The organism is Phenylobacterium sp. (assembly GCF_031984885.1).
GTDB lineage: Bacteria > Pseudomonadota > Alphaproteobacteria > Caulobacterales > Caulobacteraceae > Phenylobacterium.
This window is the reverse complement of the sequence record NZ_DAMABV010000007.1, coordinates 78,365-103,046: the sequence shown is the minus strand read 5'-3', so window position 1 is coordinate 103,046 and position 24,682 is coordinate 78,365. Positions and strand designations below refer to the sequence as shown.

At 70.3% G+C, this 24,682-nt stretch carries 35 protein-coding genes; 19 read left to right on the top strand and 16 right to left on the bottom strand.

From position 1 onward, the window contains the following. Positions 1–19: 19 nt before the first annotated feature. The gene (locus RTL41_RS12330) at positions 20–196 is read right to left on the bottom strand and encodes a Flp family type IVb pilin (protein ID WP_312164801.1); all 177 of its coding nucleotides are present in this window, start codon (positions 194–196) and stop codon (positions 20–22) included. 73 nt (positions 197–269) lie between these two features. Continuing rightward, the gene (locus tag RTL41_RS12325; protein WP_312164800.1) at positions 270–446 is read right to left on the bottom strand and encodes a Flp family type IVb pilin; all 177 of its coding nucleotides are present in this window, start codon (positions 444–446) and stop codon (positions 270–272) included. A 306-nt stretch (positions 447–752) separates the two neighbouring features. On the opposite strand from RTL41_RS12325, the gene RTL41_RS12320 reads away from it, so the two are divergent. The 3 genes from RTL41_RS12320 to RTL41_RS12310 are packed head-to-tail and all read left to right on the top strand — an operon-like array spanning position 753 to position 2,338. Beyond that, the gene (locus RTL41_RS12320; protein WP_312164798.1) at positions 753–1,151 is read left to right on the top strand and encodes a pilus assembly protein N-terminal domain-containing protein; all 399 of its coding nucleotides are present in this window, start codon (positions 753–755) and stop codon (positions 1,149–1,151) included. Between the two features lie 57 nt (positions 1,152–1,208). After that, positions 1,209–1,829 (top strand): TadE/TadG family type IV pilus assembly protein, encoded by a 621-nt coding sequence (locus tag RTL41_RS12315; RefSeq protein WP_312164795.1) that lies wholly within the window; start codon positions 1,209–1,211, stop codon positions 1,827–1,829. Continuing rightward, complete coding sequence (locus tag RTL41_RS12310) at positions 1,823–2,338, top strand: TadE/TadG family type IV pilus assembly protein (protein ID WP_312164793.1); 516 nt, start codon at positions 1,823–1,825, stop codon at positions 2,336–2,338. The genes RTL41_RS12315 and RTL41_RS12310 overlap by 7 nt, the downstream gene beginning before the upstream one ends. Here RTL41_RS12310 and RTL41_RS12305 read toward each other — a convergent pair. Genes RTL41_RS12305 through RTL41_RS12295 form a run of 3 tightly spaced genes read right to left on the bottom strand, consistent with a single transcriptional unit; the run spans position 2,331 to position 5,891 of the window. Further along, positions 2,331–3,092 (bottom strand): aminotransferase class IV, encoded by a 762-nt coding sequence (locus RTL41_RS12305; protein ID WP_312164790.1) that lies wholly within the window; start codon positions 3,090–3,092, stop codon positions 2,331–2,333. The two genes, RTL41_RS12310 and RTL41_RS12305, sit on opposite strands and share 8 nt — an antisense overlap. Further along, positions 3,089–4,417, bottom strand: coding sequence for an anthranilate synthase component I family protein (locus RTL41_RS12300; RefSeq protein ID WP_312164787.1), 1,329 nt, complete (start codon positions 4,415–4,417; stop codon positions 3,089–3,091). Before RTL41_RS12300 ends, RTL41_RS12305 begins: the two co-directional genes overlap by 4 nt. 37 nt (positions 4,418–4,454) lie before the next feature. Further along, positions 4,455–5,891, bottom strand: a complete 1,437-nt coding sequence (locus RTL41_RS12295; protein ID WP_312165122.1) for an MFS transporter — start codon at positions 5,889–5,891, stop codon at positions 4,455–4,457. A gap of 240 nt (positions 5,892–6,131) precedes the next feature. On the opposite strand from RTL41_RS12295, the gene RTL41_RS12290 reads away from it, so the two are divergent. Then, complete coding sequence (locus RTL41_RS12290) at positions 6,132–7,961, top strand: ABC transporter ATP-binding protein (RefSeq protein WP_312164784.1); 1,830 nt, start codon at positions 6,132–6,134, stop codon at positions 7,959–7,961. Between the two features lie 351 nt (positions 7,962–8,312). On the opposite strand, the gene RTL41_RS12285 is transcribed toward RTL41_RS12290, so the two are convergent. After that, positions 8,313–9,485 carry an alanine--glyoxylate aminotransferase family protein gene (locus RTL41_RS12285; protein WP_312164781.1) on the bottom strand — a complete coding sequence of 391 codons (1,173 nt, stop codon included), beginning with the start codon at positions 9,483–9,485 and terminating at the stop codon, positions 8,313–8,315. Positions 9,486–9,635: 150 nt separating this feature from the next. Beyond that, complete coding sequence (locus RTL41_RS12280; protein ID WP_312164778.1) at positions 9,636–10,226, bottom strand: DUF4142 domain-containing protein; 591 nt, start codon at positions 10,224–10,226, stop codon at positions 9,636–9,638. A 103-nt stretch (positions 10,227–10,329) separates the two neighbouring features. Here RTL41_RS12280 and RTL41_RS12275 point away from each other — a divergent pair, with 103 nt between their 5' ends. Both RTL41_RS12275 and RTL41_RS12270 read left to right on the top strand, forming a co-directional pair. Beyond that, positions 10,330–11,538, top strand: a complete 1,209-nt coding sequence (locus RTL41_RS12275; protein WP_312164775.1) for a CaiB/BaiF CoA-transferase family protein — start codon at positions 10,330–10,332, stop codon at positions 11,536–11,538. A gap of 164 nt (positions 11,539–11,702) precedes the next feature. After that, the gene (locus RTL41_RS12270) at positions 11,703–12,053 is read left to right on the top strand and encodes an endonuclease domain-containing protein (protein WP_312165120.1); all 351 of its coding nucleotides are present in this window, start codon (positions 11,703–11,705) and stop codon (positions 12,051–12,053) included. Positions 12,054–12,109: 56 nt separating this feature from the next. On the opposite strand, the gene RTL41_RS12265 is transcribed toward RTL41_RS12270, so the two are convergent. Beyond that, positions 12,110–12,289: a hypothetical protein gene (locus RTL41_RS12265; protein WP_312164772.1), complete on the bottom strand. Its 180-nt coding sequence runs from the start codon at positions 12,287–12,289 to the stop codon at positions 12,110–12,112. A 254-nt stretch (positions 12,290–12,543) separates the two neighbouring features. Between RTL41_RS12265 and RTL41_RS12260 the strand changes: the two genes are divergently transcribed. Next, positions 12,544–12,753, top strand: coding sequence for a cold-shock protein (locus RTL41_RS12260; RefSeq protein ID WP_312164768.1), 210 nt, complete (start codon positions 12,544–12,546; stop codon positions 12,751–12,753). Positions 12,754–12,835: 82 nt separating this feature from the next. Here RTL41_RS12260 and RTL41_RS12255 read toward each other — a convergent pair whose 3' ends face one another. Genes RTL41_RS12255 through RTL41_RS12245 form a run of 3 tightly spaced genes read right to left on the bottom strand, consistent with a single transcriptional unit; the run spans position 12,836 to position 14,142 of the window. After that, complete coding sequence (locus RTL41_RS12255) at positions 12,836–13,525, bottom strand: VIT family protein (protein WP_312164767.1); 690 nt, start codon at positions 13,523–13,525, stop codon at positions 12,836–12,838. 60 nt (positions 13,526–13,585) lie between these two features. Continuing rightward, entirely contained in the window at positions 13,586–13,795 is a 210-nt protein-coding gene (locus RTL41_RS12250) for a hypothetical protein (RefSeq protein WP_312164765.1), read from the bottom strand. Between the two features lie 44 nt (positions 13,796–13,839). Further along, positions 13,840–14,142 (bottom strand): TetR/AcrR family transcriptional regulator, encoded by a 303-nt coding sequence (locus tag RTL41_RS12245; protein ID WP_312164764.1) that lies wholly within the window; start codon positions 14,140–14,142, stop codon positions 13,840–13,842. A 77-nt stretch (positions 14,143–14,219) separates the two neighbouring features. Here RTL41_RS12245 and RTL41_RS12240 point away from each other — a divergent pair, with 77 nt between their 5' ends. Both RTL41_RS12240 and RTL41_RS12235 read left to right on the top strand, forming a co-directional pair. After that, positions 14,220–14,651, top strand: a complete 432-nt coding sequence (locus tag RTL41_RS12240; RefSeq protein WP_312164762.1) for a PaaI family thioesterase — start codon at positions 14,220–14,222, stop codon at positions 14,649–14,651. A gap of 55 nt (positions 14,652–14,706) precedes the next feature. After that, positions 14,707–15,504: an alpha/beta fold hydrolase gene (locus RTL41_RS12235; RefSeq protein ID WP_312164759.1), complete on the top strand. Its 798-nt coding sequence runs from the start codon at positions 14,707–14,709 to the stop codon at positions 15,502–15,504. A gap of 33 nt (positions 15,505–15,537) precedes the next feature. Here the strand turns inward: RTL41_RS12235 and RTL41_RS12230 are convergent, their stop codons facing one another. Then, positions 15,538–16,944 (bottom strand): HWE histidine kinase domain-containing protein, encoded by a 1,407-nt coding sequence (locus RTL41_RS12230; protein WP_312164757.1) that lies wholly within the window; start codon positions 16,942–16,944, stop codon positions 15,538–15,540. Positions 16,945–17,117: 173 nt separating this feature from the next. Here RTL41_RS12230 and RTL41_RS12225 point away from each other — a divergent pair, with 173 nt between their 5' ends. From RTL41_RS12225 to RTL41_RS12210, 4 genes are all read left to right on the top strand, one after another. Next, the gene (locus RTL41_RS12225; RefSeq protein ID WP_312164754.1) at positions 17,118–17,441 is read left to right on the top strand and encodes a glycine zipper domain-containing protein; all 324 of its coding nucleotides are present in this window, start codon (positions 17,118–17,120) and stop codon (positions 17,439–17,441) included. Beyond that, positions 17,438–17,830 carry a hypothetical protein gene (locus RTL41_RS12220; protein ID WP_312164752.1) on the top strand — a complete coding sequence of 131 codons (393 nt, stop codon included), beginning with the start codon at positions 17,438–17,440 and terminating at the stop codon, positions 17,828–17,830. Before RTL41_RS12225 ends, RTL41_RS12220 begins: the two co-directional genes overlap by 4 nt. Before the next feature lie 76 nt (positions 17,831–17,906). Then, the gene (locus tag RTL41_RS12215; protein WP_312164750.1) at positions 17,907–18,551 is read left to right on the top strand and encodes a superoxide dismutase; all 645 of its coding nucleotides are present in this window, start codon (positions 17,907–17,909) and stop codon (positions 18,549–18,551) included. Between the two features lie 46 nt (positions 18,552–18,597). Then, complete coding sequence (locus tag RTL41_RS12210; protein ID WP_183771352.1) at positions 18,598–18,771, top strand: DUF1328 domain-containing protein; 174 nt, start codon at positions 18,598–18,600, stop codon at positions 18,769–18,771. 30 nt (positions 18,772–18,801) lie between these two features. On the opposite strand, the gene RTL41_RS12205 is transcribed toward RTL41_RS12210, so the two are convergent. Both RTL41_RS12205 and RTL41_RS12200 read right to left on the bottom strand, forming a co-directional pair. Next, positions 18,802–19,602, bottom strand: a complete 801-nt coding sequence (locus tag RTL41_RS12205) for a metallophosphoesterase (protein ID WP_312164746.1) — start codon at positions 19,600–19,602, stop codon at positions 18,802–18,804. After that, positions 19,599–20,480: a diacylglycerol kinase family protein gene (locus tag RTL41_RS12200; RefSeq protein WP_312164744.1), complete on the bottom strand. Its 882-nt coding sequence runs from the start codon at positions 20,478–20,480 to the stop codon at positions 19,599–19,601. The genes RTL41_RS12205 and RTL41_RS12200 overlap by 4 nt, the downstream gene beginning before the upstream one ends. A 140-nt stretch (positions 20,481–20,620) precedes the next feature. On the opposite strand from RTL41_RS12200, the gene RTL41_RS12195 reads away from it, so the two are divergent. Both RTL41_RS12195 and RTL41_RS12190 read left to right on the top strand, forming a co-directional pair. Then, positions 20,621–20,956, top strand: coding sequence for a YMGG-like glycine zipper-containing protein (locus RTL41_RS12195; RefSeq protein WP_312165118.1), 336 nt, complete (start codon positions 20,621–20,623; stop codon positions 20,954–20,956). An 82-nt stretch (positions 20,957–21,038) separates the two neighbouring features. Beyond that, positions 21,039–21,503: an OmpA family protein gene (locus RTL41_RS12190; protein ID WP_312164741.1), complete on the top strand. Its 465-nt coding sequence runs from the start codon at positions 21,039–21,041 to the stop codon at positions 21,501–21,503. Positions 21,504–21,704: 201 nt separating this feature from the next. On the opposite strand, the gene RTL41_RS12185 is transcribed toward RTL41_RS12190, so the two are convergent. Then, a complete protein-coding gene (locus tag RTL41_RS12185) occupies positions 21,705–22,025 on the bottom strand; it encodes a hypothetical protein (RefSeq protein ID WP_312164739.1) in 321 nt (106 codons plus the stop codon). A gap of 134 nt (positions 22,026–22,159) precedes the next feature. On the opposite strand from RTL41_RS12185, the gene RTL41_RS12180 reads away from it, so the two are divergent. Together RTL41_RS12180 and RTL41_RS12175 are read left to right on the top strand one after the other, a co-directional pair. Further along, positions 22,160–22,360, top strand: a complete 201-nt coding sequence (locus RTL41_RS12180; protein ID WP_312164736.1) for a hypothetical protein — start codon at positions 22,160–22,162, stop codon at positions 22,358–22,360. Between the two features lie 21 nt (positions 22,361–22,381). Next, positions 22,382–22,657, top strand: a complete 276-nt coding sequence (locus RTL41_RS12175) for a hypothetical protein (RefSeq protein ID WP_312164734.1) — start codon at positions 22,382–22,384, stop codon at positions 22,655–22,657. A gap of 203 nt (positions 22,658–22,860) precedes the next feature. Here the strand turns inward: RTL41_RS12175 and RTL41_RS12170 are convergent, their stop codons facing one another. After that, positions 22,861–23,652, bottom strand: coding sequence for a response regulator (locus RTL41_RS12170; RefSeq protein ID WP_312164733.1), 792 nt, complete (start codon positions 23,650–23,652; stop codon positions 22,861–22,863). Between the two features lie 223 nt (positions 23,653–23,875). Here RTL41_RS12170 and RTL41_RS12165 point away from each other — a divergent pair, with 223 nt between their 5' ends. Together RTL41_RS12165 and RTL41_RS12160 are read left to right on the top strand one after the other, a co-directional pair. Next, the gene (locus tag RTL41_RS12165; protein WP_269629426.1) at positions 23,876–24,064 is read left to right on the top strand and encodes a NepR family anti-sigma factor; all 189 of its coding nucleotides are present in this window, start codon (positions 23,876–23,878) and stop codon (positions 24,062–24,064) included. After that, positions 24,064–24,663, top strand: a complete 600-nt coding sequence (locus RTL41_RS12160; RefSeq protein WP_312164731.1) for a sigma-70 family RNA polymerase sigma factor — start codon at positions 24,064–24,066, stop codon at positions 24,661–24,663. Before RTL41_RS12165 ends, RTL41_RS12160 begins: the two co-directional genes overlap by 1 nt. Positions 24,664–24,682 lie beyond the last annotated feature (19 nt).

Genomic DNA, 24,682 nt, shown 5'->3' with positions numbered 1-24,682 from the left:
CTTTTCTTTTCAATCCCGATCAGGGGAGTGTCTGTGGAATGGCGTTGGCGACGGCCTGGAAGGCGTTCACCAAGGCGGTGGTCAGCGGCCCCAGCGCGGCCACGAGGACCACGGTGATCAGGGCGGCTATGAGCGCGTACTCGACTGCCGTGGCGCCCGAGTCCTCATTCTGGAAACGCTTCAGAAGATTTCTCATTCAAAGACTCCTCTACCGCGTCCCAGAACAAGGCTACCGCGGCGGCCAAGGCCGCCGCGGCGCTGTAATCCGCCTACTCGAGCGGCTTTTCCAGCTGCGCTTGGATGTTACCGAACGAGGTTTCCAGGCCGGTGCCCAGGAAGCCCATGGCGGTGACCAGGGCGACCGCGATGAGGGCGGCGATCAGGCCGTACTCGATGGCGGTGGCGCCGGATTCGTCCTTCAGGAAGCGCGAAACGAACGTCGACATTGCTCGATCTCCTTTGTGTTTAGCGAGCAGACTGTTGAGGCCTCAAACCTGTTTGGTCTGCTCGCCCCGAAACGCAGGATGACTTTCGCAAGTCTCGCTTAATTACCAGTAAACAGCCATGTATAAACGAATTCTAATCTATGGTTTACTTGTGTTTACTGTAAATATCGATTAACCAAGCAGGCCAAAACGGGCGATTTTCGCGTTTCGACATAATGATTCTCGCGCACGCGAGGCGCGGAATGTTCAGGCTTTATTGACCATTCCAGCGGAGTTTCGGCTCGACGCTTCACCTGGGAACCGCCCATGCGCCGCCCGATCCTAACCCTGGCCGCCGTCCTGACCGCCCTCGCCGGCGGCGCCCAGGCCGCGCCGGCCCTGGTGGTCCCGATCGACCAGAGCACTCCGCTGGCGCTGCCGCGCGGCGTGCGCGACGTGCTGATCGGCAATCCGGCCATCGCCGACGTCGCGGTGCTGGACGCCGGCAAGGCGGTGGTCAGCGGCCGCGGCTATGGGGTGACCAACCTGGTCGTCATCGACCAGCTCGGCCGCACGGTCATGGAGCGCCAGGTGGTGGTCGCCGCGCCGAACGCCGGGCGGGTCTCGGTGATCCGCGGGCCGCGCGTCGAGGAATACGCCTGCGCCGGCGGCTGCGAACGCTCCGGCGGCGACGCCGGCCCGGCCGGCGATTCAGCCAAGCCTTAAACCTCCAGTTAGCCAGACTTCGCTAGTCTCCCCGTGGCCAAGCTCCCTGGGGACGCCATGACGCGCTCTGCAACCCGACTCCGCGCCCTGATCCGGCGTTTCGTGCGCTCGCGCCGCGGCGCGACGGCGGTGGAGTTCGCCCTGATCAGCATCCCCCTGATGACGCTGATGTTCGGCGTGCTGGAACTGGCCATGATCCTGCTGGTTTCGGCGACCCTCGACACCGCCACCGACTTCGCCGCCCGCAACATCCGCACCGGGGTGTTCCAGGAGGGCGCCAGCGGCGCGCCGCGCACCCAGGCCGGCTTTCGCCAACTGGTCTGCGTGAACATGAGCTGGCTGCAGCCGATGTGCTCCCTCGCCGCGCCCGAGCCGGGCGAGGCCGATCCCAACCCGCTGTTCGTGGAAACCCGCACCTACGCCGACTATGCGGCGGCCGGGGCCCAGGCGCGGCGCGACCCGACCACGTTCGATCCGCAGAACACGGACTGGTGCCCGGGCAACCCCGGGGACATCGTGGTCGTCACCGCCTATTTCAAATGGCCGATCGTCACGCCGCTGATCCGGCCGCTGTTCCAGAACTATGCCGGCGGCCGGATGATCACCTCGACCCGGCTGTTCCGCAACGAGCCGTTCAATCCGGCGCTGCAACCCCTGGGGAACAACACCGCATGCTGAGGCGAAACCTGATCGGCGACCGCCGCGGCTCGGCCGCGGTCGAGTTCGCGTTCATCGTGCCGATCGTGCTGGCGCTCTATTTCGGCATGGTCGAGGCGACCCAGGCGCTGCTGGCCAACCGCCGGGCCGGGGCGCTGACCACCGCGGTCGGCGACCTGGTCACCCAGCAGGCGCAGGTCACGACGGCCGAGGTCAACAACATCTTCAACGCCAGCACCGCGATCATGAAGCCGTTCCCGACCGACGGACTGGCGATGCGGGTGACCAGCATCGAGATCAACGCCAGCGGCACGCCGGTCTCCAAGTGGACCGTGCCCAGGGGCTCGATCCCGGTCACCAATGTCGGCACCGTCGCGACCGCCATGCGCACGCCCAACACCGCGGTGCTGCGCGCCGAGGTGCTCTATACCTACCGCACGCCGTTCCAGAAGATGCTGCCCGGCGCGTTCACCTTCCGGCACAAGATGGACCTGAGCCCGCGGGCCGGGGTGCCGATCGCGCTCAACTGACCGCGGCGGCCAGGCGCGCCACCAGGGCCGCCTCTCCGAGCTCGAAGCCGTCCAGCCTGCGCACCGGCCGCACGCCGATCAGGCTGTTGGTCAGGAAGACCGCGTCGGCGCGCGCCAGCTCGGCGGGGCCGGCGCGCACCTGCGCCGTCTCGACGCCCAGGTCGGCCGCCGCGGCGATCACCCGGGCGCGCATGGTCCCGGCCAGCGCCCCGCAGGCCAGGCTGGGGGTGTAGAGCCGCCCGCCCCACAGCCAGAAGAGGTTGGCCGCCGCCGCGCAGGCGACGTCGCCGCGGGTGTTGAGCATCAGCGCCTCGTCCATCCCCGCCCCGCGCGCCTCGGCCCGGGCCAGGACGTTGTCGAGATAGGAGAGGGTCTTCAGCCGCGAGGCGGGCGAGAGGTCGTTGCGGCGCACGGTGCTGGTGATCAGGTCGGCCGGCTCCGCCGGCCGCGGGGCCGGGGCGGCGGTCGCGAACAGGCGAACCTGGGGCGCGTCGGGACGGTCGAGGCCGCGGCCGCCGGAGCCGGCGGTGAGGGTCAGGCGCACGGCCGCGCGAGGAGCGTCCAGCCCGGCCAGGGCCTCCGCCATCAGCCGCCCGGCCTCGGCGCTGTCGAGCGGCGGCAGGCCGAGCGCCGCGCAGCCGCCGCCCATGCGGTCCAGGTGCGGCTGCGGCGCGACCAGGGCGCCGTCCACCGCCAGCAGGGTCTCGAACAGGCCGTCGCCGAGCAGCAGGCCGCGGTCGTCGAAGGGGATCATGGGCAGGGCTCCTGCGTCAGGGCGCGAACCAGGGCGGCGATCTTGGCCTGCGTCTCCAGGCGTTCGGCGCGCGGATCGCTGCCCTCGACGACGCCGGCCCCGGCCCGCGCCTCCACCGACCAGCCGCCGCGCCCCTCGACGCAGGCGGCGGTGCGGATGAGCACGCTGGAATCGAGGCCGCCGTCGAAACCGGCCCAGAACAGCGAGCCGCAATAGGGGCCGCGCGGGGTCTCGTGCGCGGCGATGACCTTCATGGCCTGGACCTTGGGCGCGCCGGTGATCGAGCCCGGCGGGAAGGCCGCGCGCAACAGGTCGAGGGCGGTGGCGCCGGCCGTGAGCTGGCCGGTGACGGTCGAGACCAGGTGGTGGACGTTGGCGAAGCTCTCCAGCGCCCAGAGGCTGGGGACCCTGACGCTGCCCGGCGCGCAGACGCGCGCCAGGTCGTTGCGCATCAGGTCGACGATCATCAGGTTCTCGGCCCGGTCCTTCTCGCTGGCCAGCAGCTCGGCGGCCAGGGCGGCGTCGGCGGCGGGGTCGGCGCCGCGCGGGCGGGTGCCCTTGATCGGCTGGGTCTGGGCCTGGCCCTCGCGGACCTTGAGGAAGCGCTCGGGCGAGTTGGAGACCAGGGCCAGGCCCGGCAGGCGCAGATAGGCGGCGAAGGGCGCGGCGCTCTGGGCGAGCAGCCGCGCGAAGAGGTCGAAGGGCGCGGCGCCCGGCGCCAGCGCCCCGGTCCAGGCGCGGGCGATGTTGGCCTGGAAGATCTCGCCGGCCCGGATGCGGCCGACCACCTCGCCGACCGCGGCCTCGTAGGCGGCGGGGTCGGACGCCTGCAGCGGCCCGGCCAGGACGCCGCCACGGGGCGGCCGGGGCGCGGCGTCCAGCCAGGCGAGCGCGGCGCGGGCGCGGGCCTGCGCCTGCGGCCGGTCGGGACCGCGCCCGATGGCCAGAACCGTGCGGGCGCGATGGTCGAAGGCCAGGACCGCCTCGTAGCGGGCGGCGGCGAGGTCGGGCCAGGCGTCCTGGCGCGGCAGGCCCAGGGCCTCGACCCGGTCGGCGAGCTCGTAGGCGGCCAGGCCGACGACGCCGCCCTGGAAGGGCGGGCCCTCGGCGGGTGGAACCGGGGGGCCGAGCAGGTCGCGCAGGGCCTCGAACGGATCGCGCCGGTCGCCGGCCCGCAGGGTCAGGGTCGCGCCCGGATCGCGGGCCACATAGGACCAGCCCGCATCGCCCGAGACCAGGCCCAGCGCCCAGGGCTCGCCCGCAAAGGCCGAGAGGACCTCGGCCGGTTCGCGCCACGGGGCGGGAAGCTGGACGACATGGTGCATGGCGCGGGCCTTAGCGCCGCTCAGGCCCGAGGGAAAGTCAGATGCGGCGGCCGCCGCCGCGCACGAACAGCAGGCCGACGAAACCGAGGGCCAGCAGGATGGTCACCATGGCGAAGCCGCCCTGCTGGCTGTGGGTCGCCTTGGTGCCCCAGTTGACCATCATCGGGCCGAGCCAGCCGGTGGCCACGCCCGACAGCGCATAGACCCCGAAGAAGGCCCCGGTCTGGTCCGGCGGGGTGATCCGCGTCAGCATGGTGCGGCTGGAGGCGTACTGGGCGGTGATGAAGACGGCGTTGGAAAAGCCGATCAGGATGAAGATCCACTCCGGCAGGGTGCGGAACACCGGCCCGTCCCACATCGGCGGATGGGCGGCGGCGTCGAAGGCCCAGGCGTAGAGGATCCTGTCGGGGGCCATGCCCAGCATGGCGATGATGCCGAGCAGCGACATGAAGATCTCGACCCGCACCGCGCCCTTGGGGCCAAGGCCCGCGTCCAGCCAGCGGCCGACGAAGCCGCCGAACACCGCCAGGATCGAGAGCACGATGCCGTAGATCAGCATCTCCAGCGCCCCCCACTTCATCACCCCGATGGCGTAGAGCCCGGCATAGATGAGGATGGCGTTCATGCCGTCGACATAGAACATCCGGCTGACCAGGTAGATCGCCGCGTCCTTGTAGCGGCGGACCGTGGCCACCATCCGCACAAGCTGGACCGCGCCGTTGCGGAAGGCGCTGAGCATCGGGACGCCGGTCTTGGGCGCGTCGGGGGTGAACAGGAACAGCGGCAGGGCGCCGAGCGCGAAGATGCCCGCCGCCATCAGCGCCACCACCCGTTCGGGCTCGTGGCTGGCCGGGTCGAGACCGAACAACGGCGCCTTGGGAACCCAGGCCCAGTCGACCTTGCCCGGCAGGGCGAAGGCCCAGGCGGTGAAGGCCAGGGCCAGCACCGAGGTGAAGTTGCCGAGCGCCAGCGCCAGGCCCGAGGCCTTGTGCGCCGCATTGAGGCCCGCGGCGCGGACCAGCAGCGAGTTGTGCAGCACCTCGCTGAACGCGAACAGCAGGCCGATGGCGGTGGTCAGCAGCATGACCATGGTGATGGTCAGGCCGCTCTGATCGGGCTTGGCCCACCACAGGGCGACCATCATCGGGACCATCAGGCCGACGATCAGGGCCAGCCAGCCCTTGCGCGGCCCGAGCTGGTCGATGGAGGCGCCCAGCAGCGGCGCGGTGAGCATCACCGCCCAGCCGGCGTACTGGCTCCACTGGGAGATCACCTCCTGGCCGCGCACGGGGTCGCCGACCATCACGCCGGCGACATAGGGCATGAAGATGTAGATGGTGATCAGGATGACGTAGGGATTGCGGGCGCCCTCGAAGAGGGACCAGGCGACCCCGCCGCGGTTCAGGCGGCCGTCGCCCATGACCTCGGCGTCGATCGGCAGGTCGGCGACCGCCCCCGATCCGCTGGCTTCCACTGTGCTCAAGGCGGCCTCCCCGGACGACCGCTCATGCCGGCGGACTTGGCCGGCACGTTACGCCCGGGCGCGGGCTTGGGAATCGAAAAAGGCGGATGGCCGCAAGATAACGCCGGTTGCCCACGCGCCGCGGCGGCGGCATAGTCCGCGCCGTCGCCCAAGTCCGGCGCAGGGAGAGTGAAATGAGAACGTTCGTGTCCAGCCAGAAAGGAAAATCCTCGCAACAGGACATGAAGGTTCATGCAATCACGAACCCCGGGGGTGCTGGCGCAAGCAGACGCGCCGCATAAGCCCCTCACCTTCCGGCCCCGCGCCGGTCTCTCCGCCCAGGCCCGCGCCCGGGCGCTGAAGTTCATCTCCTACTATCGGCCGCACATTCCGCTGCTCCTGGCGGACCTGGCCTGCGCAGTGCTCGTCTCGGCGACGGCGCTGTTCCTGCCGCTGTGCGCCAACTACGTGACCCGCCAGCTCGGCGCGGCGGGCGACGCCCCGGCCGTGCTGAACCAGATCTACGTCATCGGCGGGATCATGCTGGGCCTGCTGGCGGTGCAGGTGCTGGCGACGCTGTTCGTCGACTACCAGGGCCATGTGATGGGCGCGAAGATGGAAAGCGCGCTTCGCAAGGAGCTGTTCGAGCACTGCCAGACCCTGCCCTTCCGGTTCTACGACCAGACGCGGGTCGGGCAGTTGATGAGCCGGATCACCAACGACCTGTTCGCCCTGGGCGAGCTCTACCACCACGGCCCCGAGGACCTGGCGATCGCGGTGCTGAAGTTCGTCGGGGCGATCGCGATCCTGGCCTATCTCGACGCGCCGCTGACCCTGATGATCGTGGCGGTGATCCCGTTCGCCGTGATCTACGCCCTGCACTTCAGCGGCCGCATGAACATCGCCCTGACCCAGTCCAAGCGGCAGGTCGGGGCGATCAACGAACGGGTCGAGGACTCGCTGGCCGGCATCCGGGTGGTGAAGTCGTTCGTCGGCGAGGAGGTCGAGAACCGGCGCCTCGAGGCCGAGAACGCCAAGTTCCTCGACACCCGGCGGGCCGGCTACAAGAGCGAGGCCTATTTCTCGGTCGGGACCACCACCTTCGCCCAGTTGATCACCGTGGTGGTCATCGTGGCCGGGGCGATCCGCGTGCAGCAGGCGCAGCTCAGCGTGGCCGACATGCTGACCTTCCTGCTGTGCGTGGCGGTGCTGATCGACCCGGTGCAGCGGCTGGCCAACTTCGTGCGGCTCTGGCAGCAGGGCTATACGGGGTTCGCCCGGATGATGGAGATCCTGGAGACCGCGCCGGAGGTTCCCGACCGTCCCGGCGCGATCGCCCTTGCCCGGCCCCGCGGGGCCCTCGCCTTCCGGGAGGTCAGCTTCCGCTACGAGGAGGACGGCCCGCACGTGCTGCGGGGCGTCTCGCTGGAGGTGCGGCCCGGCGAGTTCGTGGCGCTGGTCGGGACGTCGGGGGTCGGCAAGACGACGCTGTGCTCGCTGATCCCGCGGTTCTACGAGCCGAGCGCCGGGGCGATCCTGGTGGACGGGATCGACGTGCGCGACCTGACGCTGAGCTCGCTCCGCCGCAACGTCGCGGTCGTGCAGCAGGACATCTACCTGTTCGCCGGCAGCGTGGCCGAGAACCTGCGCTACGGGCGGCCGGACGCGACCGACGAGGAAGTGGTCGAGGCCGCCCGGCGGGCCAATGCGCACGACTTCATCAGCGCGCTGCCGAACGGCTACGACACCGACATCGGCCAGCGCGGGGTGAAGCTGTCGGGCGGGCAGAAGCAGCGGCTGACCATCGCCCGCGCCTTCCTGAAGGACGCTCCGATCCTGATCTTCGACGAGGCGACCAGCGCGCTCGACAACGAGAGCGAGAGGGCCGTGCAGCAGGCGCTGGGCGAACTGGCCCGCAACCGCACGACCCTGGTCATCGCCCACCGGCTGTCGACGGTCCGCAACGCCGACCGCATCCTGGTGCTGACCGACCAGGGCGTGGCCGAGCAGGGCAGCCACGCGGAGCTGATCGCCGCCGGCGGGGCCTATGAACGGCTCTACCGGATGCAGGCGCGGATCTAGGGGACGATCTTCTCCAGGGTTCGTCATGGCCGGGCCGTCAGGTTCCGGCCATCCATGGACGCCGAGCCTCGCCGAAAACCCCCGGCGCTCATGGATCCCCGGCACGCCTACGCGGCCGGGGATGACGATCGGAGGAAGGGGCCAAAACGATCGCGTCACGCAGGATCGCCCTGCGAAGCCGGGGAGGCGCTTTGGGTGTCATCCCGGTTTCGGCCGCAGGCCGAAGACCGGGACCCATGAACACCTGATGGCGCAGGCAGGTCCCCGCCCCATTCCGCCCGCCCGGCGCGAATGGGTCCCGGTCTTGCTTCGCAAACCGGGATGACACGTGGGGGTGGGGGCGGATGGAGGTCAGGCGGCCAGCTTGGCTTCCGCGGCGGCGACGGCGGCTTGGCTGTCGGCGTTGAAGCCTTGCGCCTGGAGCGCTTCGGAGAGGGCGTTGAGGCACAGGCGGACGTGCCATGGGGTGGCCGAGGCGCCCATCAGGCCGATGCGCCAGACCTTGCCCTTCAGCGGGCCAAGGCCGGCGCCGAGCTCCAGGTCCCACTTGTCGAGCACATAGGTGCGGACGGCGGCCTCGTCGACGCCCTCGGGCACGATCACCGCGTTGAGCTGCGGCAGGCGGTCCTTCTCGGCCACCAGGAACTTCAGGCCCAGGGCCTCGATGCCGGCCGCGAGCGCCTCGTGGGTGCGGGCGTGGCGCACGAGCACCGCCTGCTGGCCTTCCTCGAACAGGGCGACCAGGCTTTCGTGCAGGCCGTAGAGGGCGTTGATCGGCGCGGTGTGGTGATAGGTGCGCCCGCCGTCGCCGCCCCAGTAGCTCATCAGCAGGTTGAAGTCGCAGAGCCAGTTGCGGACCTTGGTCTTGCGGCTGGTGATGGCTTCCTGCGCACGCTTGGACAGCGCGATGGGCGACAGGCCCGGAGGGGCCGAGAGGCACTTCTGGGTGCCCGAATAGACGGCGTCGGCGTCCCAGGCGGCGACGTCGACGGTGACGCCGCCCAGCGAGGTCACGCAGTCGACGATCGACAGCGCGCCGTACTTGCGGGCCAGGCCGCAGAGGGTGGCCGCGTCGCTGCGCGCGCCGGTGGAGGTCTCGGCGTGGACGAAGGCCAGCACCTTGGCCGGGGCGGCCTTGAGCGCCTCCTCGACCACGGCCGGGTCGACCGGCTTGCCCCATTCGAATTCCAGCTTCACGACCTCGGCCCCGGCGCGGTCGGCCATGTCGGCCATGCGGCCGCCGAAGGCGCCGTTGATCGCGATGACGGCGCGGTCGCCCGGCTCCAGCAGGTTCATGATCGCCGCTTCCATGCCGGCGGTGCCGGGCGCGGGCAGCGGCACGCAGGCGTGGTCGGGGGCGTTGAACAGCCGGGCCAGCGCAGCCTTGATCTCCTCCATCAGGTCCTGGAACTGCGGGTCCAGGTGGCCGATGGTCGGACGGGCCAGGGCGGCCAGCACGCGGGGGCTGACGTCGGAGGGGCCAGGCCCCATCAAGATACGGCGCGGCGGCTGGAAGCTCTGCATGACTGGTCCCCGTCTATCTGGTTGCGGGGACGCTTAGGGGATCGGAGCGGGGATGTCAGCCCGCCGATGCGCGCGGCGGCTGACCGAGGGAACCCTAGGCGGCTCGGATGAGCCAGGTCCCCCCGGTCTCGGCGCCGGGCGCCGAGCGACCTACTTCACGGCGTCGCGGACGGTGCGGGCCATCTCCAGGTGCTGCTGCACCGTCGGGGCGGTGGCGGCGGCGAAGGCCTTGATGGCCGCCACGTCGCCGTCCTCGGCGTAGCGCTGCAGGACGTCGAGCGCGGCCTGGTGGGCGTCGACCTGGTTGTCCATGTAGGCCGCATCGAAGTTGTCGGCCTTGGCGAGGTCGCCCAGCTTGTCCTGCAGGTCGTTCGGCAGGGCGACCGGCGGGGCGAGCGTGGTCTGGCCGGAATCGGCGATCGCCTTCTTGAGCGCCGCGGTCGACTTGGTGTGGGCGGCGACCATGTCGGCGGCGAACTTCTTCAACTGGGCGTTCTTGGCCCGGGTCTGGGCGAGCTTGGCGGCCTCGATCTCGAACAGGTCGCTGGCGCCGGCCTTGGCGACGAAGTCGGGGGCCGCGGCCTCGTTCGACGGGGTGATGATCGTCGCGGCCGGATTGGCGTCGGGGGTCGCGGCCTGTTCGGCCGGCGTCGCCGCGCCCTCGGTTTCGGTCTTTTGTCCACAGGCGGCCAGCGACAAGGCAGCCACGGCCACGCCCGCGATCAGCAGGTGACGGGTCATCAAACCCTCCTCAAGATTGACTAAGATGATCGGCCCAGGTCCAACGGACCGAGCACCCGTCCAGAACTCACGGACGTGTGATCAGTTCCGGGAGAGAGCAGACGTGACCGACGCCGCCGCCAACAACGGGCCGCTGAAGGACCTGAAGGTCGTCGAGATGGGGACCCTGATCGCCGGCCCGTTCTGCGGCCAGATCCTGGGCGACTTCGGCGCCGACGTGATCAAGATCGAGGATCCCAGGACCGGCGACCCGATGCGCCAGTGGGGCCGCAGCCTGCCCAAGGGGCTGTCGCCCTGGTGGCCGGTGATCGGCCGCAACAAGCGCTCGGTGGGCCTGGACCTGCGCACGCCCGAGGGCCGGGAAATCGCGCTCAAGCTGATCGACCAGGCCGACGTGCTGATCGAGAATTTCCGGCCGGGCACGCTGGAGAAGTGGGGCATGGGCTACGAAGCGCTGGCGGCGCGCAATCCGCGCCTGATCGTGGCGCGGGTGTCGGGCTTCGGCCAGACCGGGCCCTACGCCAAGCGGGCCGGCTATGGCCTGATCGGCGAAGCGATGGGCGGCCTGCGCCATGTCACCGGCGAGCCGGACCGGCCGCCGGCGCGGGCCGGGATCTCGATCGGCGACAGCCTGACCGCCATGCATGCGGTGATGGGGATCACCATGGCGCTGCACGCGCGCGAGCGCACCGGCCGCGGCCAGATGATCGACGCGGCGCTGTACGAAAGCGTGCTGGCGGTGATGGAGAACCTGGTCACCGAGTACGACCTCACGGGCTATGTGCGCGAGCGCTCGGGCTCGATCCTGCCGGGCATCGCGCCGTCGAACGTCTATCCGTGTACGGAAGGCGAGATGATCCTGATCGGCGGCAACGGCGACACGGTGTTCGCGCGGCTGGCCGAGGCGATGGGCCGGCCCGACCTGGCGAGCGACCCGAAGTTCGTCAGCCACGCGGCGCGAGGCGTGAACCAGAAGGAACTGGACGAGATCATCGCCGCCTGGACCGCGACCTGGACGCTGAGCGACCTGATCGCGCACCTGGAGGCCAGCGGCATTCCCTGCGGCCGGGTTTTCCGCGCCCCGGACATGCTGGAGAACGAGCAGTACCAGGCCCGCGAGGCGATCGTGGAGCTGCCCCACCCGGCCTTCGGCAAGGTGAAGATGCAGAACGCCTTCCCGAAACTGTCGGAGACGCCCGGCGCGGTGCGCTGGCCGGGACCGGAGCTGGGGGAGCACACGAACGAGGTGCTGGCCGAGGTGGGGCTGGACGCGGCCGCGGTGGCGGGGCTGCGGGCGAAGGGCGTGGTTTAGGTTCGTAGGGGCCGAAGTCCCCCTCACCCGGCTGCGCCGGGGGCTCCCCCAGAGGGGAGCATCTGGAGGACGATGGGCATCTTGGCGCTGGACCCTATATTCTAAAGATGCTCCCCCTCTGGGGGAGCTGTCAGCCGTATGGCTGACTGAGGGGGACTTTGACCATGGAAGCGCCGGAGCGGACGCGGAGACTGGCGCTTAGTCTCCGCAAGGCGATGACGCTTCCGGAAGTCCTGCTGTGGAAAGCCCTCAAGGGCCGGCGACTGGATGGCCTGCACTTTCGCAAGCAGCATCCGGCAGGGCCCTACGTCCTCGACTTCTACTGCGACAGCGCAAAGCTTTGCGTGGAGGTGGACGGATACAGCCATGGCGCGGGGACGCGACCCGCGCGCGACGAGCAGCGCGACGCATGGCTGGCAGAACAGGGGATCAGGACGCTGCGCATTTCGGCCGAGCTGGTGCTCCAGGACGTCGACGCCGCGATCGCTACGATCCGTCAGGCGCTGGAGTCGTAAGTCCCCCTCACCCGGCTTCGCCGGGAGCTCCCCCAGCGGGGGAGCATCTTTGGCGGTCAGGCGGCGAAGAAGCCGAGTTCGCCGCTGACGCGGACCTGGCAGGGGCGGCCCTTGTCCTGGACCTCGCGGGCCCGCTTGTTGGCGGCGGCCTTGGCGACGTCCTTGTCCGGGGAGTGCCCGAAAAGGTCGCCGTCCAACTCGACGGCCCAGACGCCGTCACGAAGTGCGACCGTCAAGACGGCCCGTTCCAAACCTTTTTGCATCCCGCAGCTTAGCACATCCCGGGCCTCTCCGGAGATTTTTCTAAATAATTCTTGCGACGGGCCGAATTTTTGCGCACGCTATAAGGGTCAAATGTCGTTTTGGCTCGCTGCCGTGCGGCTGTATCTGTTGGAAGAGCAGCTTCACAATCGCCTCCGGACCTCTCCGAAAATTTGATCGAGCGACCCGTTCTGGGCGCGAGAACTCATGTCCGGAAAGGGACGATTAGATGAAAACCGGTGTTGTGAAGTGGTTCAACGGCCAAAAAGGCTTCGGCTTCATTCAGCCTGACGATGGCGGCGCGGACGTGTTCGTGCACATCTCGGCGGTGGAGCGGGCTGGCATGGGCACCCTGCACGAGGGCCAGAAGCTGAGCTTCGAGCTGGAGCGCGACCAGCGCAGCGGCAAGTTCTCGGCCGGCCAGCTACAAGCGGCCTAAGCCACGGCCGCAAGGCCAGGAGATCGACGGCCCAGGTCCCCGACGGGATCTGGGCCGTTTTCGTTTCGCTCGCAGAACAGACCTAGGCGGCGACCCCGAACGCCGCCCCGACCCCGGCGGTGACGGCCATGGCCACCGCGCCCCAGAAGGTCACCCGGATCACCGGCCGGATCATCGGCGCGCGGCCCGCCCAGGCCCCGACCGCGCCCAGCAGGGCCAGGTAGAGGATCGAGGCGGCCGCCACGGCCGGCGCCACCCAGGCCATCGGCGAGAGCTGCGACACCAGCAGCGGCAGGGCCGCTCCGGCCGAGAAGGTGACGGCCGAGGTGAAGGCCGCCTGGATCGGGCGCGCGGCGGTGACCTCCGAAAGCCCGAGGTCGGCCCGCGCGTGGGCGCCCAGGGCGTCATAGGCGGAGACCTGGCGCGCGACCTCCATGGCCAGGTCCGGGGCGACGCCGCGGCTCTGATAGATGGCCGCCAGTTCGGCGAGCTGGGTCTTGGGCTCGGCTTCCAGCCGCCGGCGCTCCTGTTCGAGCGCCGCGCGCTCGGTGTCGCGCTGCGAGCTGACCGAGACGTATTCGCCGGCCGCCATCGACATGGCCCCGGCCACCAGGGCGGCGGCCCCGGCGATGAGGATGTCGCCGCGGCCCTGGGCGGCGGCGGCGACCCCGACGATCAGGCTGGCGGTCGAGACGATGCCGTCATTGGCGCCCAGCACCGCCGCGCGCAGCCACCCGATCCGCGCGATCGGGTCACCGTGGGTCGAACTCATGCCGCGCCCCTTCCTGCCGAAAGCCGCAGGCTGCACGGTTCGGCGGGCGGCGTAAACGCGTCAGGCCGGCGGGCGCACCAACCGCACGAGGGCCTCCTCGAAGCCGGGGTCGTGCAGGTGGGGATAGCCCTCCAGCACCGCGGCCCGGATCACACCCAGCACGGCGCGGGTGCGTACGAAGTGGTCGAGGTCGGCCTGGCGCCCCTTCAGCAGGGTCAGGGTGTCGTTGGTCTCGGCGGCCAGCGACCTGCTGGCGTCGGCGTTGAGCATCGCCTTCAGCGCCGCGCGGCGGGTGGCGGGCCTGTCGGCCCAGATCAGATGGCGATCTGGGCGCGGATGGCGACGCGGCTGCGGTCTTCCGAGGCCGCCTCGATCACCGCGCGGACCTTGGCGTTCTCCTCCAGCGCCATGGCGATCAGGATCGCCTGCTTGTTGGGGAAGTACTGGTAGAGGCTGCCGACGCTGACCCCGGCCACCTCGGCGATGCGGTTGGTGGTCAGGCGCGCCTCGCCCTCGCTCTCCAGAATCTGAGTCGTGGCCTGGAAGATCGCCGCGCGGGTGGCCTGGGCGCGCGCCTGTTTCGGCGAGCGGCGTTGGGGTTGCGGCGTGGGCGGCATGCGGCCTCCGGAAAGCGAGTCGTCAAATATGAGCCTAGCTCGGATTGTGTCGGCCACAGCAACGAGAGACATCCTCCATGACCTTCTGGACCGACCAGCTCGACCTGATCACCGCCAGGAAGAACAACCCGCCGCCGGTGGTGAACACGCTGAAGCTCGGCCTGTGCGAGGAATGGGGTCCAGGCTGGGTTCGCAAGCGCTGGGAGCCCGATCCGTCGATCCTCAACAGCGACGGTTCGCTGTTCGGCGGCTATCTCGCGGCGCTGGGCGACCAGATCCTGTCGTTCACGGCGATGACCGTGATGCCGGACGGCGCGAGCTATCGGACCGTGAACCTGCAGATGCAGTTCGTGAAGGTGGGGCGCGCCCATCCCCTGTTGATCGAGGGGCGCGTCACCGCGGCCAGCAAGCGGCTCGTCACCGTGGAGGCCGACTTCCGGCGCGAGGACGGCGAGCTGATCGCCCGGGTCAACGGCCAGCAGATCGTCCTGCCCGTCGAGCACGGTTGACCAACGCCCCTGGCGAATGGCCCATGGAGCCAAGAACAATCAGGGGAGCGCGTCCATGCCGATCGCCGCCGTCAACGGCCTCAACCTCTATTTCGAGCGCGCGGGCGAAGGCGAGCCGCTGCTGTTCATCTCCGGCACCGGCGGCGACCTGCGCGCCAAGCCCAACCAGTTCGACGGGCCGTTCCCCAAGGCCTTCGACATGATCTCCTACGACCAGCGGGGGCTGGGGCGGTCGGACAAGCCGGACGTGGCCTATTCGATGGCCGACTATGCCGACGACGCGGCGGCGCTGATGGAGAGCCAGGGCTGGGAGAGCGCCCATGTGGTCGGGGTCTCGTTCGGCGGCATGGTCGCCCAGGAGCTGGCGCTGCGCCACCCGGGCCGGGTGCGGCGGCTGGTGCTGGCCTGCACCTCGCCGGGCGGGGCGGGCGGCGCCTCGTTCCCGTTCCACGAGATCGAGCACCTGAAGGGCGAGGAGCGAGCGCGGTATCTGACCCCGATCTCCGACACCCGCCGCGACGCCGCCTGGGCGGCGGCCAATCCCGAGACCTATGCGACGATCATCGCCATGACCGCTGCCGACCCGTTCGCCGGCGAGCCGGGCCGGGCGCAGGGGGCGCATCGGCAACTGGAGGCGCGGGCGGGGCACGACACCTGGGACCGGCTGGGCCAGATCACGGCCCCGACCCTGGTCGCGGGCGGCCGCTATGACGGCATCGCCCTGCCCGCGACGCTGGAGGGGATGGCCGGGCGGATTCCGGGCGCGGAGCTGAAATTCTACGAGGGCGGCCACCTGTTCATGATCCAGGACCGCAGCGCGGCGCGCGAGATGATCGCCTTCCTGAACGGCTAGGGATCGCCGGGATGACCGGTGTCGAGGATAGGCTTAGGCCAGCAGCGCGGCGACGGCGGCGGCGACCTGGGTCACGTCGTAGGGCTTGCGGATGATGGGGGCGTCGAAGCCCATCGGGGCGCCGCTGTCGCCATAGCCGGTGGCGAAGACGAAGGGCACGCCGCGCACGGCCAGCGCCTCGGCGACCGGGGTGACCGACAGGCCGTTGAGATTGGCGTCCAGCACCGCGGCGTCGATCTGGCCGCCGAGCAGGTTCATCGCTTCCTCCAGCTCGTAGGCCGGGCCGACTACGACGGCGCCGGCCTCCGACAGGCCGGTCTCGAGCTCCAGCGCCAGCAGCACGGCGTCCTCGACGATCAGCACGCGCTTGCCGGCGAGGTCGGCGGGGCCCTGCACGGCGGGCGCGACCTCGATCTTCCGCGGGGTCGGCGCCTCCGGCACGGTTTCGGGCCGCGAGACGACGGCGGCGGCGCTGGCGCGCAGCCGCACATTGACGCCGGCCCGGCGGAATTCCGCGTCGACCTCGCCGTTGAGCTCGCGGGCGGTGACCTGGCTGAGCAGGGTGGAACCGAAGCCGCGATGGGTCGGCACGGCGACCGGCGGCCCGCCGGTCTCGCTCCAGAACAGTTCGAAGCCGCCGTCGGCGATCCGCGTCCAGCGGACGTCGACGCGGCCGCTCTCCACCGACAGGGCCCCGTACTTGACCGCGTTGGTGGCCAGCTCGTGCAGGGCCAGCGACAGGGCGTTGGCGGCGCGCGGGGTGAGGAAGAGCTCGGGGCCTTCCCAGCGGGCCTGGCCGGGCGCGATGCCGCCCAGCTCGGCCGCCGCCAGGTGGGCGATGGCCGCGCCGCGCCAGCGGGCGGCGGTCAGCAGTTCGTTGGCCGAGGCCATGGCCTTCAGCCGGCCAAAGAAGGTGGAGAGGAAGCTGTCGAGCGAGGTGGTGCGCTTGGCGGTCTGCATGGCCAGGGCCTGGACCGCGGCCAGCACGTTCTTCACCCGGTGATCGAGCTCGGCCATCAGGGCGCGGCGGCGATCCTCCTCGGCGCGGCGGTCGCCGACGTCCTGGACGACGCCGACGGTGCGGATCGCGCGCCCCTGGTCGTCGGTGACCAGCAGGCCGGAGGTGCGCATCCAGACGGTGCGCCCGTCGTCCTCGCGGATGCGCCGGTACTCGACCTCGAAGCGGCCCTCGGCGCGCATGGAGGTCTCCATGAACCGCCGGGTCTTCTCCCGGTCGTCGGGGTGCACGCCCCGATAGAGGAAGTCGCCCTTCTGGGCCGGCCACTCGCCCGCGGGCAGGCCGCTGATCTCGGACATGCGCGCGCTGATGACGACCACGTCGCGGACCATGTCCCATTCGTAGTCGCCGAGGCGCGCCGATTGCAGCGCCAGCTCCAGGCGTTCTTGATCCAGACTAGGTCCAGAGGCGGGCTTCACCATGGCGCGACCATAAAGCCGGGTTCGGGTCCGAGCGACAGGAACCAACGGTTGTATGCCCCGATTTGCGCGTGGAGTCTTTCAGTCAATTTTCGGAACCCCCTATTGCCTTTGACGTTCCGGCAAGGCTTCCATGCAATCCCTGCGTTACCTGTCGAATACTTGGAGAAACTGACATGGCCACCAACGCCGTCGACCACGCGAAAGATGAAGCCAAGGCCGCGGCCCAACAGGTGGCCGAGTCCGCCTCCAAGCTGTCGGCCGAGGCCCAGCGCAGCTTCAGCGAAGCCGCCAAGAAGTTCGAAAAGGTGGTGGCCGAAGGGCTCGAGCAGATCCGCGCCCAGAGCCGCACCTATGCCGACAATGCCGGCGAACACATCGACGAGGCCCAGCGCTATGTCGTCGAACGCGTCAAGGAACGCCCGCTGGTGGCGACCGGGGCGGCGCTCGGCGTCGGCCTGCTGATCGGCCTGCTGCTGTCGAGCGGCCGCAAAAATTGATCCTCAAGCGAGCGATCTATTACGTCACCGCCGTCGTCGCGCTCGCCGCGACGGCGGTCGTCTGCGTGGTGTTCCTGGCGCTCGCCCTGCACGCGGGCCTGACCCCCGTGGTCGGTGAAGCCTGGGCCGGGGTGCTGGTGGCCGCGGCCGCCGCGGCCCTGGCCGGGATCATCGGCATGGTGCTGCTGATGCTGGCCAACCCGCCGCGCCGGCGTCACAAGCGCGAGCAGGACAAGGACCTCACCTCGCGGATGTTCGAACTGGCCCAGGCCAAGCCGTGGGTCGCCCTGGGCGTGGTCGGGGCCGTCGCGGCCGTGGCGCTGAAGAATCCGCGCACCACCGCCACCGTGGTTTCCGCGCTGATGGCCGGCCGCGCCTCCAAATCCTAGAGAACCAAACACGGCCGTTCGGGTTAGTGTGGGACGGCGGGCCTTGGCCTGCCTCCCTCCCCCGTAGGATATTGCTATGTTCGAACTGCCAAACCTTCCGTACGCCCACGACGCGCTGGAGCCGGTGATCTCGCAGGCCACGATGCACCTGCACCACGGCAAGCATCACAAGCGCTATTTCGACGTCATGAACCAGCTTCTGGACGAGGCGGGCCAGACCCCGGCCTCGCTGGAAGAGGTCGTGCGCGGCGCCGTCGGCAAGGCCAAGCTGTTCAACAATTCGGCCCAGGCCTGGAACCACACCTTCTTCTGGGAATGCATGAGCCCGCCCGGCCAGAAGGCCCCCGGCGACCTCGCCGCGGCGATCGAGCGCGACTTCGGCGGGCTGGAGCAGTTGAAGGCCCAGTTCGTGGCCAAGGGCGTCGCCCACTTCGGCTCCGGCTGGGTGTGGCTGGCCGCCAAGGGCGAGACGCTGTCGATCATCGACACCCATGACGGCGAGAACCTGCTGAGCCAGGACGGGGTGCTGCCGCTGCTGGTCTGCGACCTGTGGGAGCACGCCTATTACCTGGACCACAAGAACGATCGCGAAGGCTTCCTGAAGGCGTGGTTCGACGCCCTGCCCAACTGGACGTTCGCCCAGGCGCAGTACGACGCCGCCCGCAAGGGCGAAAAGGGCTGGACTCATCCGGGGCCGGTCAAGGTCCCGGAACGTCAGTGACAGCTAAGCGTTTATAGCTCCGGACCCAATAACCGGAGGAAACGACATGCTAGGCTGGGCCTTGACCTTCCTGGTAGTCGCCCTGATTGCTGGCGTGCTCGGCTTTACTTCGATCGCCGGCGCAGCGATGGGCGTCGCCAAGATTCTATTCTTCGTGTTCCTGGTGCTGTTCGTGGTTTCCCTCGTCATGCACCTGGTTCGAGGGCGCGGCGCGCTCTGAACGAAGCTTGAAACGCCGAACGCCCGCTCCCTAACCGGGGCGGGCGTTTTGCCGTCTGCGATCCACCGACCAGGTGCGCAGCGGCTCGTAGCGCGCGCCGGTCCAGGCCTGGGCGACGATGCGGATCTGGTCGGCGCCCGCCTCGATGACGTTGAAGCTGGGCGGCGCCCCGCGCTCGCGCACCGACAGCGTTCCGGCCCCCACCGCCTGGGCGCAGCCGTCGCCGAACGGATAGGGCCGGACGAACGGCGCATGGATGTGGCCCGACAGCACCAGATCGACCCCGCCCTGCGCCAGGGCGCGGGCGGCCGCCTCCCCGCCCCACACCCGGCCGGTCATCGGGCCGCCGATCATCTCGACCAGGGGATGGTGGACGACCACCACCTTCAGCGCGTCGGCCGGCGCGGCGCCGAGCCAGGCGAGCGCCTCGCGGGTCTGGGCCGGCGAGATCTGGCCCTTCGACCAGTTGAGGCGCGGCTGCACCCCGCGGGCGGTGTTGAGGCCGCGCACGGCCAGGCCCGGCGCGGCGAAGGTCTGGACGTCGGCCGGGCCGATGTGGCGCGCGAAGCGGCCGAACGGGCTGAAGAACCGCTCCCACCAGGCGATATAGGGGGTGTCGTGATTGCCCGGGCACACCAGCCGCGGCCCCGGCAGGCTCTGCAGCCAGGCGGCGGCGGCCTCGAACTCGCGAACCTGGCCGAACTGGGTGAGGTCGCCGGAGACGATGGTCAGGTCGAAGCCGCCCTCGCCCAGCATCCGTGCGGCGCCGGCCGCCGCCGCCGCGTTCTCGCCGCCGAAATGGATGTCCGACAGGTGGGCGATGCGGATCAAGCCGCCCGCTCCCGCGGCGGGGCCAGCAGCCGCGCCACCTGCGAGCGCCAGTCGACCCGGGCGCTGGAGCCCAGCCACACCGGCTCGCCGTCCAGCACGGCCGGCACCCGGCTGGCCGCCCAGACCCGCGCCTGCAGGCAGGGCCCCGCCGACACCGCCGGATCGTTGCGCCAGTCGTCGACCAGCGCCTTGATGCCGATGCGCGCCGCCTCGGCCATGGTCTGGGGATCGATCACCGCCGCCTCCAGGCTCTGGGCCTCGTTGGAGAGCGCGGTGGAGGCCAGCGGGCACAGGAAGGCCACCGCCTCGGCCTTGCCGCGCGGCCCGCCGTCGAGGGAGTAGCGCAGGCGACCCGAGAAGGCCCGCCGCCAGGCGCGGCGCACCCGCGCGAAGGCCAGGCGCAACTGGCCCTCGCGGACCGCCTCGCGGGCCGGCGCCCAGAGGGCGGGCGCGCCGAGGATCGCGGCGACCAGGAAACTGCGCCCCTCGACCAGCCCGCCGCCGATCGAGCGCTCCTGGCCATGCTCCAGGGCGCCGCGCAGCGCCTCCTGCCAGGGGACGGCGCCGTAGACCGCGTGCGGCAGCATGTTCATCGTGCCGCCCGGCAGCGGCGCGATCAGCGGGCCTTGCGGCCCGGCCATGTCGGCGGCCGCCCGCGCGGTGCCGTCGCCGGCCAGCACGACCAGCAGGTCGGGCGCGGCGTCCACGGCCGAACGCAGGCGGCGTTCGATCTCCGCCCCCTCGGCGACCTGGACGTTGGCGACGGCGCCGCGCTCGGCCAGCATGGCGCGCAGTTGCTCGACGTCCTGGGGCGTGGCGCCGCCGGAGGCGAGGTTCACCACCGCTTCGATCCGGGAGATGTTGGGTCTGTCGGCCATGTGTCCTCAACTAGCACCCCGGGGGGCCGGCCCCAAACGGCGACGGTTGGACGCGGTTGCGCCCGGAACTCTGCCTTAAGGCGCGCGTTGGGGTCGGCGGGATAAGTAAGGAGAGCCATATGCTCAAGGCCAAATCTCTCATGCCGATCATCGCGCTGGCCGGTGCGAGCCTGCTGGCGTCGGCCTGCACCACCTCCGGGAACGTCGAACGCAACGCCGCGGGGGGCGCAGCCCTGGGCGCTCTGGCGGGCGCCGTGATCGGCAACAATGTCGGCAGCGGCGACGCCGGGACCGGCGCGGCCATCGGCGCGGCCCTGGGCGGCGGCGCGGGCGCGGTCCGCGGCTGTCGTCAGGACGGCGGCTGCGGCGCGGAGAGCCAGAACCGCCGCCAATATTATGACGAGCGCGCCGGCCGCTACTACTATTACGACTCCGGCTCGGGTCGTTATTACTGGGAAGACGGCAGCCCGCGCTGAGCCGGCGGCCGCAACCTGGACTAGCCACCGATGGGCGGTCAGCTATGCTGTCCGCCCATCGGCATATGAGGGCGGCAGGATCATGGATCTGGGAATCAAGACGTGGGCGCTCGCCGCGCTGGCGGCAGGCGCGGGCCTGGCCCTGGCGGGCTGCGCGACCGACGCCAGCGACGCGCGGGCGAAGATCGTCAAGGCGCCGGTCGTCTGCCAGAACGTCACCGTGCAGATCTATTTCGAGCCCGACAGCGCCGAGATCACCGACGAGGGCCGCGCCGTGCTCTCGCAGGCCGCCAGCCAGGCCAAGGCCTGCAAGGTCGAGCGGGTGAAGGTGCTGGGCCTGGCCGACGCCGTCGGCGCCCCGGCCGCCAACCTGGAACTGTCCAAGCAGCGGGTGGCCTCGGTCACCCAGGCGCTGGTCGCCAGCGGCCTGCCGGAGGGCGAGTTCGACCTGGCCGCCGCCGGCCAGCAGGGCGCCACGACCCAGGACGGCGAAGCCCGGCCCCTGCGCCGCCGCGCGGACGTCACCCTGGAGCTGGCCGCGCCATAGCCGCAGGCGCATAAGAAAAGGCGGGCCCGGGGCCCGCCTCTTAAAGTGCGCATCATCGAGAAAAGGGGTGCGGAGGCGGCAGACCGGCATGGTCGCCGGCCTCAAGTCGGGGGGGGCGTCGCCGCCTCCGCAATCTCTAAACCCGTCCGCCGCTCGAACGTTCCCGCCACGCGCGATTTTTTTGGCGGGTTTTTCCGCGGCCTATTTCGGCGCGACGTTCACCGCCGGCATGGCGTTGAACTCGGCCTGGGTCAGGGGCGCCGACAGGTCGCCGCCCTCCTTGCGCAGGGCGCTGTAGGCGAGGCTGCGCGGGCCGGCGCCGGGCGGGCCCTTGGGGCGCACCAGCACCTGGGCCGGGGTTCCGTTCTCGCGATAGGTCACGCGCTCGACATAGCCGAGCACCACGCCGCCCTGGCCGCGGACGATCATCCCCTCCAGCGACGAGGCGGGCGCCTGGGCGTGGGCCGCCCCGGCCAGGGCGAAGGCGACGAGCGCGCCGACGAGAATCTTGGTCCTGTTCATACACCATAGATAGGCGTCCACGGCGGCTTGTCGAACCCCCTGGGCCTGCGAATTGCGGCCCGGGAACGCCCGCGGCCCGCGGAACGTTAGCCTCTAGCGGGCGAACAGGCCCGTATTGGTCAGGGGTGAGGGCCATGATCCGTGAGCGGAACGAAGGTTTCGGCTTTCTGCAGGCGAGCGAGGACCACGGGCGCATGCTGCGCCGGCGCTGGTGGGCCATAGCGGTCATTGCGGCGGTCGCGATGGCGGGCGCCCTGCTCGGCCAGATGTCGGTGGTCCGCAACGACGCCGAGCGCCCGGTTCCGCCCGGCCCCCTCGACCAACTGCCGTTCTGAAACCACTGGAGGCGACCCTTTATGGCCATCACCCGCTACACTTCCCGCCCCGGCCTGAACGCGACGCGCGCGCGCCAGGGACGCATCGGCGTGCACATGTTCTGGGTGCTGGCGGTTTCCACGGCCCTGGCCGCGCTGGCCCTGTTCGGCGCCTGGTCGTGGCGTGCGGGGGACCTGCCCTCGACCCCGCCCAGCAAGGCCGGCGCGGCGCGCACGGCCCAGTCGTTCAACAGCGGGGACCCGGCGCCGGGGACCTTGCAGACGACGCCGTCCCCGCACACCGCTCCCACGCGCTAGCAGGGCGATGGCGTCGCCTTGAGCCCACCTCTGATCGTCATCCCCGGCCGCGCAGGCGTGCCGGGGATCCATACGCACCAGGGTTCTTCGGCGAGGCTCGGCGTCTATGGATGGCCGGGACCTGGCGGCCCGGCCATGACGAGCCATAGGGGGAAATTCATAGGCGACGCCCCTGCACGCGCTAGGGAGCCGCCGCGCCGTTCCTAGGCGGCCTTGCGGGTGTTGCGCGGATGGAAGAACAGCGCCTGGCCGATGGCCGCCTTCACGGTCTCCGGCTGGAACGGCTTGGTGATCAGGAAGGTCGGCTCGGGCCGCTCGCCGGTCAGCAGGCGTTCGGGGAAGGCGGTGATGAAGATCACCGGCACGTCGTGGCGGGCCAGGATGTCCTTGACCGCGTCGATGCCCGAGGAGCCGTCGGCGAGCTGGATGTCGGCCAGCACCAGGCCCGGCGTCTTGCGGGCGACGGCGTCGACCGCCTCGGTGCGGGTGGCGGCGATGTCGACGACCGTATGACCGATCTCGGTGACCAGGGCCTCGATGTCGGCGGCGATCACCGGCTCGTCCTCGATGATCAGGACGTCGGTGGCCAGCTCGGCGTCGATCTCGGACTGGGCCTCGCCGATCAGGCGTTCGACCTCGGGGAACTCGACGCCGAGGATCTGGGCCGCCTCGGACGGGGTGAAGCCTTCGAGGGCGGTGAGCAGGAACGCCTGGCGCGAGCGCGGCGCGATGCGCATCAGCCGCCGGCTGGCGTCGTCGCCCTCGTCGTCGCCCTGGGGTTCGAGCTGGGCGCCGCTGGTCAGCCAGATGGCGTGGAACACGTGATAGAGCGCGACGCGGGGGGTGAGACTGGCTTCCAGCACCCGGTCGCCCGCCGCCAGCGCCTCGAGCGCCACCCGAACATAGTGGTCGCCAGTCGTCTGATCGCCAGTCAAGGCGCGGGCATAACGCCGTACATAAGGAAGATGCGGCGCCAGTCGGGCAAGAAGACTCAAATCAAACCCCTCCCTCTGAAGTTCGATGCAGCCGACCAGGATTGGCTCCTGGATCAGGTCCATCATGTGCCCGAACGTTGGCCTTGGGAACCGGTTCCCTAAGAACGAGGTTTTCCTGCACGCTATTATGTCTACAGTTTGGAACCCTGGGTGGGGTGAGGCGTTGACCGGCGACCAGGACGAACCGAGGGGGCGGGCTCAGCGAAAGCCGGGCGCCGAGGCCATGATAGAACAGCGAGCCACAGAGGACCGGCGACGGGCGCCCGCGGCGCTGGACGAAGCCCGCCTGCGCCAGCAGGCTATCGGCGTGCGGCTGCGGCAGATGTTCGACGAGGTGGTCAGCGAACCGGTGCCCGAGGAATTCCTCGCCATTCTTCGACAAGCGGACAAGAAGTCAGCGGAGAACGGCTGATGGCCGAGGACAGCAAGCCCCGGCCAGCACAGGGTGACGACGAGGCGTTCAAGCGCGAGCTGGTGAAGCTCATTCCGCATCTGCGCGCCTTCGCCCGCACCCTGGCCGGCGACCCCGCCAGCGCCGACGACCTGGCGCAGGATGCGATGATGAAGGCCTGGGACGCGCGCGCCAGCTTTCAGATGGGCACCAACATGAAGGCCTGGACCTTCATGATCCTGCGCAACCAGTTCTATTCCGAGAAGCGACGCTCTTGGCGCCAGAGCCAGCTTGACCAGGAGGCCGCCGAGCGGACCCTGGTGGCGGTGGACGACCCCGAGGCGCCGGTGGCGCTGGACGAGCTGCGGCTGTCCTTGGCCCAGCTTCCGCCCGAGCAGCGCGAGGCCCTGATCCTGGTCGGGGCCGGCGGCTTCGCCTATGAAGAGGCGGCGGAGATCTGCGGCTGCGCGGTGGGCACGGTGAAGAGCCGGGTCAGCCGGGCGCGCAAGGCGCTGCACAGCATTCTGGAAGACGGCTCATACGAGCGGGATGGGAGCGCGGCGGGTGACGCCATGAGCGCCATCCTGGCCGACGCGGAGCGGCTGAGCACCGCGCGCTGATAGGGCGGGAGGATGGACG